The organism is Kribbella qitaiheensis, assembly GCF_042657745.1.
Taxonomy (GTDB): Bacteria; Actinomycetota; Actinomycetes; order Propionibacteriales; family Kribbellaceae; genus Kribbella; species Kribbella qitaiheensis.
The window spans coordinates 109,127-124,044 of sequence record NZ_JBHSKE010000042.1; the positions used below are offsets into that span (position 1 = coordinate 109,127).

The window sequence follows — 14,918 nt, forward strand, 5'->3', positions numbered from 1 at the left end:
GACACCATCACCAACTGACCACCGTGTACGGCCCTCTCCCGCTGGAAGAGGCTGGTGGGGCGCGGTTAAGGTCGGGGCATGAGCGCATGGGCCGAGCTGGGCGATCGGTGCTGGGTCCGTCGGTATCCGGAGTGGGACCTGAACGTCGGCCTCGTCGTCGGCTCCGAAGGCGCCCTGGTGATCGACACCCGCGCCACCACCGCGCAGGCCGAGGAACTGCTGGCCGAGATCCGCAAGCTCACCGACGCCCCGGTCCGCTGGGTGGTCAACACCCACGCGCACTTCGACCACACCTTCGGCAACGGCGTCTTCGCCGACGCCACCAGCTATGCCCAGGAGAACGCCGCCGCCGCGCTCGCCGAGCGCGGACCCGCACTCCAGCAGCACTACCGCGACAACCCCGCCCCGGACCCGCAGTACCCGGAGATTGCCGCCGAGGTGATCGCCGGTCTCGCGGCGACCAAGATCGTTGCCATCGACAACACCTTCGCGGTGGCCAAGGTGATCGACCTGGGCGACCGCCGGGTGGAACTCCTGCACCTGGGGAACGCGCACACCGACGGCGACCTGGTGGTCGTCGTACCGGATGCCGACGTGTACTTCGTGGGCGATCTGCTCGAGGAGTCGGCGCCGCCGTCGTACGGCGACGACTCGTTCCCGCTGGAGTGGCCGGACACGCTCGACCGGCTGATCGGGCTGCTGACCGCGACCTCGAAGGTCGTCCCCGGGCACGGCGCGGTGGTCGACGCGGAGTTCGCGCGGGACCAGGCCGGCGACCTCGGCACCGTCGCGAACACGATCTCCGGCCTGCACCACAACGGCACCTCGCTCGAGGCCGCGCTCGCGCACACCGACGACTGGCCCTGGCCGGTGACGCACGTGGAGCAGGCGGTACGGCGCGGGTACGCAGTACTGGGGACGCCGCGGAGGCCGACGCTTCCGCTGCTCGGTCCCGGCAAATCGGAGTAGTCGCCCGAACCGCCGACGCGTACCGATTGTGACGCTGCGGGGTTATCCGTTGACATAGCGTCCCGTATCCCGCACCTTGGTCCGAAACGACTGCGGACGAGGTGGCGACCATGACGCTGACGGCACCATCAGTTGACCAGATCACCCACCCGGACGGCCGAGTCGAGCTGAGCGATCCGGACGCCATCACCGCGAGTCCCTACGGCAATGCCGAACTCGCCCCGACGCGACTACCCGAACGCCGCTGGACGACGTACAACTATGCGGCGTTGTGGATGGGGATGGCTCCGTCCTCGCGGTCGGCGGCGCCTACTCGGCCCCCGGCGCCGGCCCCTTCCCCGAAGACGGCCTGATCCCCTTCCTCCAACCCCTCTACGACTACTCCTGGGTGGTAGGCCTGATCGCCGGCTTCCTGGCCTACCTGGCCCTGACCCTTACCTCCCCCATCCGGGAACCAACCGCCACCCACGCCGCCCCCACCACCTAGTACTACGACTCGCCCGCCCCTCCTCCGTCGGCGCATCCACCCGCCCACCCCAGCACGCCGCTCCTCCGTCGGGGAGCGCCGGTCACGTCGGCGGGTAGGCGAGGACGTGGAGGAGGGCGACCTGTGAGGCGGCGCCGACGATTTCGCCTCGCGCCATCCGGTCGCGGACCGACGCGAGCGGGATCCAGCGAACTCGTTCGGCCTCGTTGATGTCGACCGGGTCGCCGATGTGGTCCGCGCCCATCGCGACGTACAGGAGATTCTCGGCATCTGTCGTGCCGACGCTTGGTTGGAAGGAGCCGAGCGGCCGGACGTCGCGTGGGCGCCAGCCGGTCTCTTCCTCGACCTCGCGGGCAGCGGTGATCGCTGGGTCCTCGTCGGGGTCGACGTAGCCGCCCGGTAGTTCCCAGACCCATCGGTCGATGATGAAGCGGTGCCGCCACATCATCAGGACGTTGCCGAGGCCGTCGAGCACGACCATGATCGCGGCCTTGGGCATCCGGAGCACGTATTGCTCGAAGGTGACGCCGTCCGGCAGTTCGACTGACGCGATGCTGAGGGTCAGGCGCCTGGTGTCGTCTACGACCCGTTCGCCGTGGATCTTCCAGCGGGTGAGTTCCTAGCTGTCCTCGGCGGTCATTCCGCAGACGCTATCGGCGGTTGGAGGTCGGGCCGTACGCCGCCTGCCCCGGTGCCCCTCCGCCCGGGGCGGGCGGCGTACGGGGGTTAGTGGGTTGTCGGGCGGGCGACGAAATGGCCGCGGCGGTGGCCGGCGATGAGGGCGATGCCCAGGACTGCGCTGCCGACGGCGATGCCGCCGAGGGCGATGGAGGTGGCGTCGAGTCCACCGCCGGCCTGGCTGGTGGCGACCGGGGGGACCTCGTACTGCGGGGCGTAGTTCGGGTAGTTGGGTGGGTCCGGGTACATCGCGGTCGCGGCCGGCTCGGCAGGACGGGCGGGTTCGGTCGCGCTTGCAGGCATGGTGGTCGCCATCAGGAGCAGGCAGGTTCCTGCGCCGCCGACTGCCAGGGTTGCCAGAGACTTCCTTGCGGTGGTGTGTGCGGACATGATCCCGGTGCTCCTGTTCTCGCGTCCGGCGGAGCCATCGCTGGTGGTGACCCGGGTAACGCCTGACGCTTGCTGATCCCTTTGTCGCGCCGGGCGGTATCGCCCCGGTCTGTCCCGGTATCGCCGCGGTATCACCGCCGTTGACGGACTGTCCGCGGTACCCGACAGTCGAGACGTGAGTATCGCCGTTCTCGGCCCGCTCACGATCGAGGGAGACCAGGGGCAACCGCAGGTTCTCGGTCGACGCGACCGGGTCGTGCTCGCAGCACTGGCCGTTCGTCCTGGACACGTGGTCAGCTCCGAAGAGCTGGCCGAGGTGGTCTGGGGCGAGCAGCTCCCTTCGTCATGGCCGAAAGTCATCCAGGGCTGCGTGGTCCGGCTTCGCAAGATCCTCGGCGTCCACTCCATCGAGACGTTGCCGCTCGGCTACCGGCTCGCCGTACCGCTGGACGAGATCGACGCCCAGCGGTTCGAGCGGGCGATGGGTCGCGCCCGTGCACTGTTCGCGGCCGACGAGGCCGAGCGGGCGGCGGTGGTACTCGCGGACGCGTTGACGTTGTGGCGCGGCCGCCCGCTGACCGAGCTGGACGGCTGGGACATGGCCCGGATCGAAGTGGAACGACTGGGCGAGCTGCGGCATGCGGCCGAGGAGTTGTACGTCGAGGCCTCGCTGAGTTCAGGACAGCACGACAAGGTGCTGGCGAAGGCCCGGTCACTGGTGAACGAAGAGCCACTCCGCGAACGCCGGTGGATCCTGCTCGCCACCGCGCAGTACCAGGCGGGTCAGCAGAGCGAGGCGCTGCGGACGATCCACCGGCTGCGCGCCGTACTGAGTCGGGAGCTCGGCCTGGACCCGAATCCGGAGATCGACGCGCTGGAGCAGGCGATCCTTCGTCAGGACCCCTCTCTCGTGGCCGAGCACGCCATGCCGGAGCCGGACCGCGTCTGCCCGTACCCGGGTCTCAAGGCGTACGACCTGGACGACGCCGACACGTTCTTCGGCCGCGACGCCGACATCGCCGCCTGCCTGCGCAAGCTGACCGACGCCTCGGTGCTGGCGGTCATCGGACCGTCCGGCTGTGGCAAGTCCTCGCTCGTACGAGCCGGAGTCGCGGCCTCCCTGCAACGAGACGGGCAGCGCGTCGTCGTGATGACCCCGGGCGTTCACCCGGTCGCGGCGCTGGCCGCGACCATGCCGACGACCGGCTCGGCGCCGGCTCTGGTGGTCGACCAGTGCGAAGAGGTGTTCTCCCTGTGCGGTGATGCAGCTGAGCGCGACGCCTTTCTGACCGCGCTGACCGCTCATCACGCGGTGGCGCCCTTGATCCTGTCCTTCCGCGCCGACCGCATCGCCGACATCTCTGCCCATCCGGTCTTCGCCCGCACCATCGAGCCCGGCCTCTACCTGCTCTCCGGGATGACTGAGACCGACCTGCGCGACGCGATCGAGAAGCCCGCCCGGCTCGCGTCGCTGATCGTGGAACCCGGACTGGTCGACCTGCTCGTCAACGAGGTGGCCGACCAACCCGGCGCCCTGCCGCTGATGTCCCACGCACTCGGCGAGACCTGGCAGCGTCGCGAGGGCCGCACCCTCACCGTGGCCGGCTACAACGCCTCGGGCGGGATCCGCGGCGCGGTCGCCCAGTCGGCCGAGCAGGTCTACGAACACACCCCGCCGGAGCAACGACCGGTACTGCATGACCTGCTGCTGCGCCTGGTCACGCCAGGGCCGGAGGGTGAACCGATCCGCAGCCGGCTGCCGCGACGGCTCGTGATCACCGGCGCCGAGGACGACGCGATGGTCGACCGGCTGGTCAGTTCGCGACTGGTGACCAGCGACGACGGAGTGGTCGGGCTCGCCCACGAGTCACTCGCGCGGGCCTGGCCACGACTGCGCGGCTGGCTCGAGGACGATCTCGAAGGTCAGCGGATCCTGCACCACCTGGCAGTCGCCGCCGACTCCTGGGACAGCCTCGGCCGCCCAGACAACGAGTTGTACCGCGGTGTGCGGCTGGCGAAGGCCTCGGACTGGCAGGAACGCAGGACCTCAACGCTGACGCCAACCGAAGAGGAGTTCCTGGCCGCGAGCAAGCGTGCATCGCAAGTAGAGCTGAGAGCAGCCGAGGAGCGCACCCGCCAGCAGGTCCGCGTCAACCGGCGGCTTCGTGGCGCCCTCGCCGCCGGCGCTTTACTGCTGGTCGGCGCCCTGATCGCCGGTTTCGCGGCAGTACGCCAGACCGACCGGGCAGAGCAGGCGGTGGTCAGCGAACTGGCACGTCAGGTCGGGGCCCGCGCACTACTGACCGAGGGCATCAGCCACTCGATCCTGCTCGCCGCCCACGGCGTCCGGCTGGAGGATTCGCCGGAGACACGAGCCAACCTGTTTGCTGCAATCAACAAACGCCCCAACCTCCTCCGATCCATGCCCGCCCCCTTGGGCCGCACCGAGAACCTGGAGCTCTCGCCCGACGGCCGGCGAATAGTGGCCGGCGACGACAACTCGACCTTCCACGTGTACGACGCTCAGTCGGGCCAGGTACTCGACTCGTATACCTTCGGGGAAGCGCCCGAAGGCCGGCAGATCTACACCTGGCCACGGTTCAGCCCGGACGGCCGATTCGTCGCCGCGATCGCGGGCAGCGCCCTGTGGCATCTCGACGATCCGCAATGGCCGATCCAGTTGCTGCGCGCCGACAACTTGGAACCGGTGACTCCACAGCCGACGATCCCCAGGGAGACAGGAACCGCGAACACCTGGTTCAACAGTCTCTCCTTCAGCGCGGATGGCCGCTACCTGGCTGCAAGCCTGCACACAGATGTGTCTGCTCGGGCGCCGTTCGCGCTGATCTGGGATCTGCGGGCGACTGGTCGTGCACCACGTAAGGTCGCGCTCTCAGGTGACCACCAAGGGGTGGCTCTCAGTCCCGACGGCAGCACCCTCTACAGCACCTGGCCGCTCTCTGCGATCGACGTAGCCACCGGCAAGCAGAAGTGGCAACACGCCGGACTGCGCGGGGACAACTCGCTCGAGGTCAGCAGATCAGGCGATGTGCTGGCGGTCCAGCAACTGAGGCTGAACCGGCTGGACAGTGCGCCCCTTTCACTGATCGATGCGCGCACCGGGAGGACCCTCAAGGTGCTGCCCGGTCAGTTCGGTTTCACCCGCGGCTTCGCCTTCTCCGCGGACGACAAACTGTTGGCGGCGGCTGAACAAGATGGCGAGGTCGTCATCTGGGATCTGGCCACAGGTACTCGGCGCGAGAGCATCGAGACCTCAGAAGTGTCCTGGGGCGTCGCCTTCAGCTCGGACGGACGGACGCTCTACACCGCCGGCGACGAGGGGATCCTGCGAGCCTACGACCTGGCCGGTCAGCGCCGCTATCTTCGTGCGACGCCCGGCGTTGAAGCCCGCCAGTACCTCCACGTCCTCCCCTCTGCTGACGGCAAGACGACCGCCTACTTGTGGCGGGACGCCAACGGCTCGTGGGTGAACTTCGCCGACACAGCCACCGGACGCAGTACGACGCCCATCCGTCTCGGCGTCGATCTCGAAACAGGACCGTGGTCGCCCGCAGCCTGGCACCCGGACGGCCGGAAGTTCGCTGTCCACGACTCCGATGCGATCACCACCGTGGACGCCAGGACCGGCAAGGTGCTCGAGTTCAAGGAGAACCTGGACGTCCTCTCGATCAGCTATGTCGACAACGGCGCGCGCCTCCTGATCGGCAGCACGAACGGCATCGTCTTCTACGACCACGATCTCTGGCCCGAGGGACAGGACGTATGGTGGCCGGCGGACTGCTGCCTGGCGACTTCTGCCGACGGCCAGTCCGCGGTGCTCTTCGAGGACTTCCCGGACGGGTCCGGCGAACACTGGCGGATCATCAGCACGGACACGGGCTTGGTCGACCTGGAAGGTGATCTGCCCGTGGATCTCAACCACTCGGCCTTCTCCCCGGACGGAAAGCTGGTAGCCGGTACCGGAGCCAGCGGCGAGGTGGTCACGATCGACGTGCAGCGCGGTCTGATCAAGCGCGCTGCGAAGGTCGGACACGGCGACGAGGGGTTGTTCGTCCAGTTCTCCCCCGACGGGTCACGGCTGGTGTCGGGAGCCGAGGACGGCACAGTCAGCCTCTGGGATGCGCACACCCTCGACCTCCTGGGTACGGTCTCCATCTCCCCCGAGAACAAGCCGGTCGGCGCCATCCCGCACTTTACCGACGGCAGCGACATCGTCACGATCGCGGCGTACGACGGGAGGACCTACCGCTGGGACACCCGGATCGAACAGACCCTCGCCTACGCCTGCGAGATGGCCGGCCGCAACCTCACCCACGACGAGTGGACCCAAGCGTTCGGCAGCCGCCCGTACGAGAAGACCTGCCCCTAACCCTCTCCGATTTCAGCGTGGCCTCCCCTTGAAACGCCGGTCAGCCGCTCCACCTCCAAGCCGCGACGCTGTCGCATCACACTCTGGAGTCCACGGTCCCCACCCCTCGCGTGGGCACAACCCCTCGAACGGTGGTGAGCCCACCCACCTCCCAGTACGCAAACCCCACCTTCGGGGGTCAACCCCTGCCACGGTGGGTCAGCCCCGCCGGATCCGAGCAGGCAACCCAACTCAGGGGTAGCCCGAGCAGCTCTGCCGGCCCATGCCACGAACCACCGCGGCCACACCCCCTGAAACGCCGGTCAGCCGCTCCACCTCCAAGCCCCACGCTGTCGCATCACACTCTGGAATCCACGGTCCCCACCCCTTCGCGTGGGGATAACCCCTCGAACGGTGGTTAGCCCACCCACCTCCCAGCACGCAAACCCCACCTTCGAGGGTCAACCCCTGCCACGGTGGGTCCGCCCCGCCGGATCCGAGCAGGCAACCCACCCTCTCAGGGGCCTTGTTGGGGGTGTGTGGTTGAGCGGGAAGGGACGGTGAGCCGATTACGGTGTGGGGGTGGCTGATCGGTATGGGAATGACGTGTTGTCTGGTGACTGGCGGAAGCCCAAGAACGGGCGAACCGTCGAGGTCGAGCTGGAGAAGGGCATGGTCGTCGAGGAGCCGTCGTCCGGGTTCGTCGGCGCGGTGGTGCGGTGGGAGCACGGCGTGGTCGATCTCGAGGATCGGCACGGGAAGATCCGCACCTACCCACTCGGCCCCGGGTTCTGGGTGGACGGGAAACCCGTCGCCCTGAAGCCGCCCAAGAAGGCGGCGCCGGCCAAGAACACCCGTACTGCGTCAGGCTCCGTGGCGGTCTCGAACGTACGAGCCAAGGTCGCCCGCGCCAGCCGCATCTACGTCGAGGGCCGGCACGACGCGGAACTCGTGGAGCGGGTCTGGGGTGACGACCTGCGGATCGAGGGCGTGGTGGTGGAGTACCTCGAGGGTGTCGACGACCTTCCCGCGATTGTGAACCGCTTCCAGCCGGGACCTGGCCGGCGGCTGGGTGTCCTGGTGGACCACCTGGTCGACGGGTCGAAGGAGTCGAAGATCGCGGCGCAGGTGACGAACCGGCATGTGCTCGTCGTCGGGCACCCGTTCATCGACATCTGGGAGGCTGTGAAGCCGTCCTCGCTCGGGATCGCGGCCTGGCCGAGGATCCCGCACGGACAGGACTGGAAGAAGGGCGTGCTGCAGACGTTCGGCTGGCCCGCGACCGACCAGGCCGACGTGGCCGCGGCCTGGAAGCACATCCTGTCGAAGGTGAAGAGCTACGCCGACCTGGACCCGCGGTTGCTCGGCCGGGTCGAGGAGCTCATCGATTTCGTGACGATGGACTGATCGGCGGCATCCGCTTCTCGATCCAGGCGCGGATCCGGCGCCGCTGGCGGCGGACGTACCACGAACCAGCGAACAAAGCGGCTCCGACGGTCAGGACGAGTCCGGCGAGCAGCGACGCGATGATCCGCACTCCGGCGGCGTCGACCACGCCCGCGACGACCAGGAGCAGAACGCCTGCGCCGACGAACGCGATCGGCAACCACTGCTGGAACAGCAGCGGCCGGGCCGCCGGTTTGAGGTCGACGTTCTTCACCAGCCGATGCCAGAGGCTGTAGCGGGCGGGTTCGGTGAGCCAGCGGGCGACCTTGAGCAACCAGGAGTCCGGCTCGTTCTTCCGGGCCGCCATCGCCTTGACCCAGTCGCCGACCTGCGGGCTCAACCCACCGGACACGTCGACCATCCGGTCGGCGAGACCCTTGGTCGTCGCGATGCCTTCTTTGGTGGTGTTCAGCTCGTTCCGCATCGTCGTCAGCGCGCCCAGCCCGGCCTCCACCGGGAAGTCCACCGCCAGTCGCTGCACCCGCTCGGCGACCTTGTCGACCTTCCACTCCTCGGCCTCGAGCACCTGCCGCTGGGTCTCGCGGATCCAGTCCGGGTCGGCGCCGAGCATCGCGCCGAGGTGGGCGACGCAGTGCAGCCGGCCCATCAGCCAGTCCCAGCGCCGCCAGTCCGCCGCCCCGAAGGCGCCGAAGTGGCCGACCTGGGTCCCGTAGAGGATCCGGTCCTTCAGGTCGTTGGCGATCGACCCCTCCGGCAGGTCGTCGAGCAACGTCAGCGGGATGTCCGGTCCCAGCCGCAGGAACTGGAACGGAGCACTGCGCTGCTGCGGAGTCCGCGCCGACGTACACCGCGACACGATCTCCACCTCGAGCGCGGTCTCCACCACGTCCGAGCCGACGACCGTGATCAGCGCGTCCAGTTCGTCGCCGAGCGCGCGCCGCACCTGGAGCGCTTCGAAGATGTCGTTCAGCGCGACCGCGACCGCCTCGGCCCCACCGGCGGGCTGCAGGTCGAGGTCCGCCTCGGCGAGCTTCTCGGACAGGGCGTCCCGGACCGCCAGCACCTTCTGCAGGCTGTCGCTGGTCGCCGTCAGGCGCCGCTCCAGCTCCGGCCGGTCCGCCGGCTGAGCCTTGTCGATCCGCGTGCGCAGCGACCGGAGTACGAGCCGTACTACGCGCTCGCCCGCGCCCGTCCCCCAGTCCCAGCAGGGGTTCTCGTCGATATCGGTCCGCAGCGGCGCGGTCGAGCCGTCCGGCCCCGGCACCCATGGGTGGTCCGTGTTGAGGATGTCGTCGATCTCCGACTCGGACAATGCCGTGGCGGCGTCGAGCACGGTCGACTGGTCGTGCGTCGCGATCGTCACCGCCTCCCAGACGCCACCTGCCGCCCGGCCGCGCGAGTACGCCGGTTGCAGCAGTTCGGCGGCCTTCCGCAGCCGCCCTCGCTCGACTGGTTGCTCGACGCAACGATCGAAGAGGCGCTGCGAGTCGGACCAGGACGCGTCCGCCTCCAGCAGCAACCGCTCGAGCTGCTCCACGTCGGACCGGAAGTCCACCTCTCGGGGGAACTGCACGGCCGACAGCGCCGACACCCGCCAGTTGGGCTCGGTCGCATCCACCAGTCGCGTCTCGGCGGACCCGATTCCGGCCGACGGTACGACGTACAGGACGTACCGGCTGGCGCGACCCGTCACGGGGCGGCGGGCGACGACGTCGAGCACCGGGCCGAACGGCGCGTTGTCGAGGACGCCGCCGTCGACGAGCCACGCGCCGGAGTCCGCCTGGTAGGGACCGGGCTGCATCCGCGGCGGCGACGCGGCCAGCCTCGGCGTCTCCAGTACCGGCCCGAAGGCGGCCGGGAACGACGCGGACGCGCGAGCTGCCCGGGCGAGCAACTTGGTGTCCTTCAGCCCGTTCTTCTCCGAGACCGAGAACTTCCGCGTCGCGCCGTCGTACACGGCCGCCTTCTCACTCGTGAAGGCGAACAGGTAGCGATGGTCCGGTACGACGAACCGCTGGCCGGCCGCGTCCTTCGCCTCGAACTGCTGGACTCCGAGGCCTGAGGCGGTCACGAACAACGTCACCGGCTCGGAGTCCTCCGACTTGCCCGCGTCGGCGACACCCTCCAGCAGGTTGTTCAGCTCGTTCAGGAAGTACTTGCCGTCGAGGACCGAGGTGGACGGCACGCCGACGGCCGGCACCAGCTTGCCGACCTCGAGCGAGCCGAGGCCGACCCAGCGCTGCCGCAGCCACGGTCCGTGGTCGCCGTCCGGGTCGAGCGTCGAGCCGTGCGAGATCGCGGTCGCGAGGAGTGACCCGTTGAGACCGCCCGCACTGGTCCCGGCGATCACGTCCACGACGACCCGGCGACGCTCGCCGCCGCGATGGCAGAGTTCGCGCCACCTCTTGGCGAGCACCTCGTCGTACGGTTGCGCGGACGCCGTACCGGAGCCGGACGCGCGGCGGATCAGGTCGAGCTCGTGCGTGACACCGCCCATCCAGACGGCGAGGCTGACACCACCGTTCAGCACCAGCGCGATCCGGATCTCATGGTCGGACATGCAGAAAGCCCCCCTTGTCAGGCATCACAGATATCACGGGCGTGACCGGCTCCGACAGTCATCGCAGCGGAGAGTGAACAAAGAGGCAGCCGAACTGTTGTCCGGAGCAGCACGCAGCGTCATCCTGTGGTGGGGGTGGTCGTCATGAATTCGTGGCGGACAGCGGCGCCGATCTGCGTGGTGCTGTTGATGCTGTTGGTGGGTTGCGGCGGGTCGAGCGACGAGGCCGATCCAGGGACCACGTTGACGCCGTCGGAGTCGTCGACGTCGACCGGCGAGCCGTCGGTGGAGCCGACCGATCCGGAGTCGACCCAGGCCACCCGGGACAAGCCCTCCATCCAGATCGCGTCCGCGCCGATCGGCGGCAACGTCCAGACCGACGGCGCGGACCAGTGCGCCGAGGTCAACTGGCTGGGCCGCAACCCGATCCCGGCCGGCACGACCATCCAGCTCGGTGAGGCGAGCCTGGATCCCACCGACCTCTTCGACCTCTACCAGGACGCGTGCGACACGGATCTGCGGCCGTGCACGGAGGTGACGTGGCAGACGACCAGCTTCACGCCCTGCTACGTCGGCGCCCGCCAGGTCGCCCGGGGCGACCGGGCCGCCAAGCTGATCATCGCCGTGACCGCGACCTGCGAGACCCAGGCGGACTGCCAGAGCCTGGCCGGCGACACCCCCGGCAGCCAGATCTCGTTCGCGCCGGGCGATCTCGTGTCGAATGGCTGATGAGCGGTCCCAGGCCGAACGCTGGGTGAGTTTCGCCGCCGGCATCGTGGCGCCGGTGACGCTGATCAGCGGCCTGCTGTTCTACTTCGGCTACGTCTCCGCGCGGTCGCAGTACGAGTACTTCGGGATCGACGTCGACACGATCGGTCTGAGCACCCAGGACTACGTGATGCGCAGCCCGCAGCCCCTGCTGGTTCCGTTGCTCGTGTTCGCCCTGATCGCGGTCGCCGTAGTCCTGCTGCACAACGCGATCCAGCCGACGTTGACAGGCATCATCCGTGCCCGCCGGGTCGCCATCGTCGTGCTGCTGCTCGGAGTGGTCGGCCTGCTCGGCTATCCGTTTCTGGGTGACCTGCCGTTCTACGCGCTCGTCGTACCGGTGGTCATCGGGCTGGCGGCGGCCGCGCTCGCCTACCTCTCGTACCTCACCACCAAGCTGGAGCAGCGCAGACCGCACGTCGTCCTGCTCGGGCTGCTCGCGGTGGTGACCATCACCTGCGCCTTCTGGGCGACCGCGACCACCGCCCAGTACTCCGGACGCGGGCTGGCCAAGTCGGACGCGGAGAACCTCGACCAGTTCCCGGTGGTCATCCTCGACACCAAGGAGAAACTGCAACTCCGCTCGCCCGGGCTCGAGGAGACCGCGCTCCGGCCGGGATCCGGGCAGACCTTCCACTACCGGTACCGCGGGCTCCGGCTCCTGGTGGTTGGTCAGAACCGGTTGTTCCTGGTCCCGCAGAACTGGAATGCGTCGAACACCACGCTCGTCGTACCGCTGGACAACTCGATCCGGGTGCAGTTCCAGTTCGAGAACGACCCGCCCTAGTCCCCTGCGTCAGGCCGAGCCGCGGATGATCAGTTCGGTGTTGAAGATCTCCGGGCTGGTCAGCTGGGCGCCGCCGATCTTGGCGAGCAGGATCTCGGCCAGCCGGGCGCCGAGCAGTTCCACCGGCTGCCGCACGGTCGTCAGCTTCGGCGTGGTCGTGGTCGCCACCACCGAGTCGTCGAACCCGACCACCGCGACATCGTCCGGCACCCGCCGGCCGAGCTGGGACAGCACCCGCAGCGCGGCGGTCGCCATCAGGTCGTTCGCCACGAACACCCCGTCGAGGTCAGGATGTGCGTCGAACAACTGCGTCGCGGCCTGCTCCCCGCCGTCCGCGGTGAAGTCGCCGAAGGCAACGGCCTCGGTCACTCCCGCCTCGGCGACGGCCTCCTTGTACCCGGTCAGGCGATCCTGCCCGGCGGTCATGTCGAGCGGCCCGGCGATCGTGCCGATCCTGCGCCGCCCGATGGACACCAGGTACTCGACCGCGGTACGGGCTCCGGCGACGTTGTCGACGTCGACGCTCGCCACCGGTACCTCGACGCCGAGCGGGCGGGCGCTGAACACGATCGGCAGCGGCAACTGCGCGAGCTCCTGCAGCACGTTGTCGCGACCGTGGTGGCTGACGATGATCGCGCCGTCGACGTGCCCGCCGCGCAGGTAACGCAACAGGCGCTGGTCGTCACCCTCCGCGGGCTCGATCAGCAGCACCAACTGCGACGAGGTGGGAGCCAGGGTCATGCTCACGCCGTGCAGGATCCCGGCGAAAAAAGGGTCCGAGAACACCCGGCTGTCGGGCTCCGGAACCACCAGCGCCACCGAGTCCGTCCGCCGGGTCACCAGCGCGCGGGCCGCGCGGTTCGGCACATACCCGAGCTCGCCGATCGCCCGCTCCACCGCGGCCACCGTCTGCGGCAGCACCTTCGGCGACCCGTTCACCACCCGGGACACCGTCGCCCGCGAAACCCCGGCGAGGGCGGCCACCTGCTCCAACGTCGGAGATCCACTGTCCTGACCTCGCATAGACAACGGACCTCCCGAGCTGATTGTGACGTTCACACCGTAGTACGAAGATGCCGCCAACCGCGCTCAACACCACCCAAGGGCAACGAGTTCCGCATCAGCCGAACTCGTTGCCCTTCAGTGGTTGCGCGGTCAGCCGCCCTTGCGGGTGTTGGCGGCTTTGTCGCTGGCGTTGAGGGCCTGTCTCCAGGCGTCCTCCGGCTTCTGCTTGCCTTCGTCCACCCGGGCCAGGGCCTCGGTGAAGACCTGGTTGATCTCACCGTCGCGGGGTCCCTTGTGCTGTTTGAGGATCACGTTCTTCGCGCGGTCGATGAAGATCTTGCCGACCGGCGCGTTGTTGAAGTACGGATTCACCTGGCTCTTCACCTGCGGCGCGTCGTACGCGTCCACGGTGGAGGGGAACGAGCCGACCTTCTTGAAGACCTTGATCTGCTGCTCGGGCGCGGTCAGCCAGGCGGCCAGTTTCGCGGCCTCCTCGGGCTGTGGCGACTGGGTCGGGACGGTCAGATACGAGCCGCCCCAGTTGCCACCGCCGCCGGGGAAGACGTTGGCGACGTCCCACTTGCCCTTGCCGTAACTGCCGGCGTTGTCCGCGATCACGCCGAGCAGCCAGCCGGGGCACGCCATCGTCGCGAAGGCGTCGGTACGGAAGGCCTTGGTCCAAGGCTCGCTCCAGGCCGGAAGCTTCGCGGACAGCCCGTCGTCGGTACCGCGGACGATCTGGTCCCAGGTCTTCTTCAGCAGCGGGTTCTCCTCGCCCAGGTACCGGTCCTGGTTCGAGTAGTAGGCCTGGATCAACTGGTTGCGCATGGCTTCCCAGGTGAGCACCGCGGAGTCGTACCAGGCGGAGTTCGGCACCTTCGACTTGAACCGCCGGCCGACGGCGAAGTACGAGGCCCAGTCGGGGAACAGCGCGGCGACCTTGGCCCGGTCGGTCGGCAGGCCGGCCTTGGCGAACAGGTCCTTGCGGTAGCAGATCGCCTCCGGCCCGATGTCGGTGCCGTACCCGATGATCTTGCCCTCGCTGGTGGTGGCGCCGGCCACCTTCCAGTCCAGCCAGCGCTCCTTCAGGTCGTCGGCGCCGTACTGCCGCAGGTCGACGAACTTGTCGGCCTTGGCCAGGTACTTGTAGATCCAGCTGACCTCCATCGCCTCGATGTCGGCCATCCCGGAACCGGCGGCCAGATTCGTCTCGAGGTTCTTGACGTGGTCGTCGACCGTCTCGGCCCGGCGCTCGGTGATCTTGACGTTGGGGTGCAGACCCTCGTACTCCCGGTAGAGGTCGCTGTACCCGAACTCGTTGAAGGTCGCGATGGTGAGCTCGACCCTCGGGCCGTCGTCGTCGCCGGACCCGCCGGAGCTCTCCTGATCGTTTCCACCGCAGCCGACTGCCAGCAGAGTGAGGCTGCAAGCAAGGGCAATGACGGCACTGCATTGGCGGGCACTGGGCCGCATTGGAATGCTCCCTGTTACTGAGGAC

General features: G+C 68.7%; 11 protein-coding genes. 6 read left to right on the forward strand and 5 right to left on the reverse strand.

Annotation, left to right across the window (positions count from 1 at the left end; translation table 11 throughout):
• Nucleotides 1–78 precede the first annotated feature (78 nt).
• Both ACFPJ1_RS26745 and ACFPJ1_RS26750 read left to right on the forward strand, forming a co-directional pair.
• A complete protein-coding gene (locus ACFPJ1_RS26745; RefSeq protein WP_380108017.1) occupies nt 79–969 on the forward strand; it encodes an MBL fold metallo-hydrolase in 891 nt (296 codons plus the stop codon).
• A gap of 271 nt (nt 970–1,240) precedes the next feature.
• Nucleotides 1,241–1,456: a hypothetical protein gene (locus tag ACFPJ1_RS26750; protein ID WP_380108019.1), complete on the forward strand. Its 216-nt coding sequence runs from the start codon at nt 1,241–1,243 to the stop codon at nt 1,454–1,456.
• A gap of 82 nt (nt 1,457–1,538) precedes the next feature.
• Here the strand turns inward: ACFPJ1_RS26750 and ACFPJ1_RS26755 are convergent, their stop codons facing one another.
• Nucleotides 1,539–1,955, reverse strand: coding sequence for an NUDIX hydrolase (locus tag ACFPJ1_RS26755; RefSeq protein WP_380108020.1), 417 nt, complete (start codon nt 1,953–1,955; stop codon nt 1,539–1,541).
• A 227-nt stretch (nt 1,956–2,182) separates the two neighbouring features.
• The gene (locus ACFPJ1_RS26760; protein ID WP_380108022.1) at nt 2,183–2,524 is read right to left on the reverse strand and encodes a hypothetical protein; all 342 of its coding nucleotides are present in this window, start codon (nt 2,522–2,524) and stop codon (nt 2,183–2,185) included.
• A 175-nt stretch (nt 2,525–2,699) separates the two neighbouring features.
• Here ACFPJ1_RS26760 and ACFPJ1_RS26765 point away from each other — a divergent pair, with 175 nt between their 5' ends.
• Both ACFPJ1_RS26765 and ACFPJ1_RS26770 read left to right on the forward strand, forming a co-directional pair.
• Nucleotides 2,700–6,914, forward strand: a complete 4,215-nt coding sequence (locus ACFPJ1_RS26765) for an nSTAND1 domain-containing NTPase (protein ID WP_380108024.1) — start codon at nt 2,700–2,702, stop codon at nt 6,912–6,914.
• A gap of 561 nt (nt 6,915–7,475) precedes the next feature.
• Complete coding sequence (locus ACFPJ1_RS26770; protein WP_380108026.1) at nt 7,476–8,300, forward strand: DUF3097 domain-containing protein; 825 nt, start codon at nt 7,476–7,478, stop codon at nt 8,298–8,300.
• Here ACFPJ1_RS26770 and ACFPJ1_RS26775 read toward each other — a convergent pair.
• The gene (locus ACFPJ1_RS26775) at nt 8,275–10,860 is read right to left on the reverse strand and encodes a DUF3376 domain-containing protein (RefSeq protein ID WP_380108028.1); all 2,586 of its coding nucleotides are present in this window, start codon (nt 10,858–10,860) and stop codon (nt 8,275–8,277) included. The two genes, ACFPJ1_RS26770 and ACFPJ1_RS26775, sit on opposite strands and share 26 nt — an antisense overlap.
• Nucleotides 10,861–11,004: 144 nt before the next feature.
• On the opposite strand from ACFPJ1_RS26775, the gene ACFPJ1_RS26780 reads away from it, so the two are divergent.
• Together ACFPJ1_RS26780 and ACFPJ1_RS26785 are read left to right on the forward strand one after the other, a co-directional pair.
• On the forward strand, nt 11,005–11,589 hold the full coding sequence (locus ACFPJ1_RS26780) for a hypothetical protein (RefSeq protein ID WP_380108029.1): 585 nt from the start codon (nt 11,005–11,007) through the stop codon (nt 11,587–11,589).
• Nucleotides 11,582–12,415: a hypothetical protein gene (locus ACFPJ1_RS26785; RefSeq protein WP_380108030.1), complete on the forward strand. Its 834-nt coding sequence runs from the start codon at nt 11,582–11,584 to the stop codon at nt 12,413–12,415. The genes ACFPJ1_RS26780 and ACFPJ1_RS26785 overlap by 8 nt, the downstream gene beginning before the upstream one ends.
• A 9-nt stretch (nt 12,416–12,424) precedes the next feature.
• On the opposite strand, the gene ACFPJ1_RS26790 is transcribed toward ACFPJ1_RS26785, so the two are convergent.
• On the reverse strand, nt 12,425–13,438 hold the full coding sequence (locus ACFPJ1_RS26790; RefSeq protein ID WP_380108031.1) for a LacI family DNA-binding transcriptional regulator: 1,014 nt from the start codon (nt 13,436–13,438) through the stop codon (nt 12,425–12,427).
• Between the two features lie 132 nt (nt 13,439–13,570).
• A complete protein-coding gene (locus ACFPJ1_RS26795; RefSeq protein ID WP_380108032.1) occupies nt 13,571–14,893 on the reverse strand; it encodes an extracellular solute-binding protein in 1,323 nt (440 codons plus the stop codon).
• Nucleotides 14,894–14,918 lie beyond the last annotated feature (25 nt).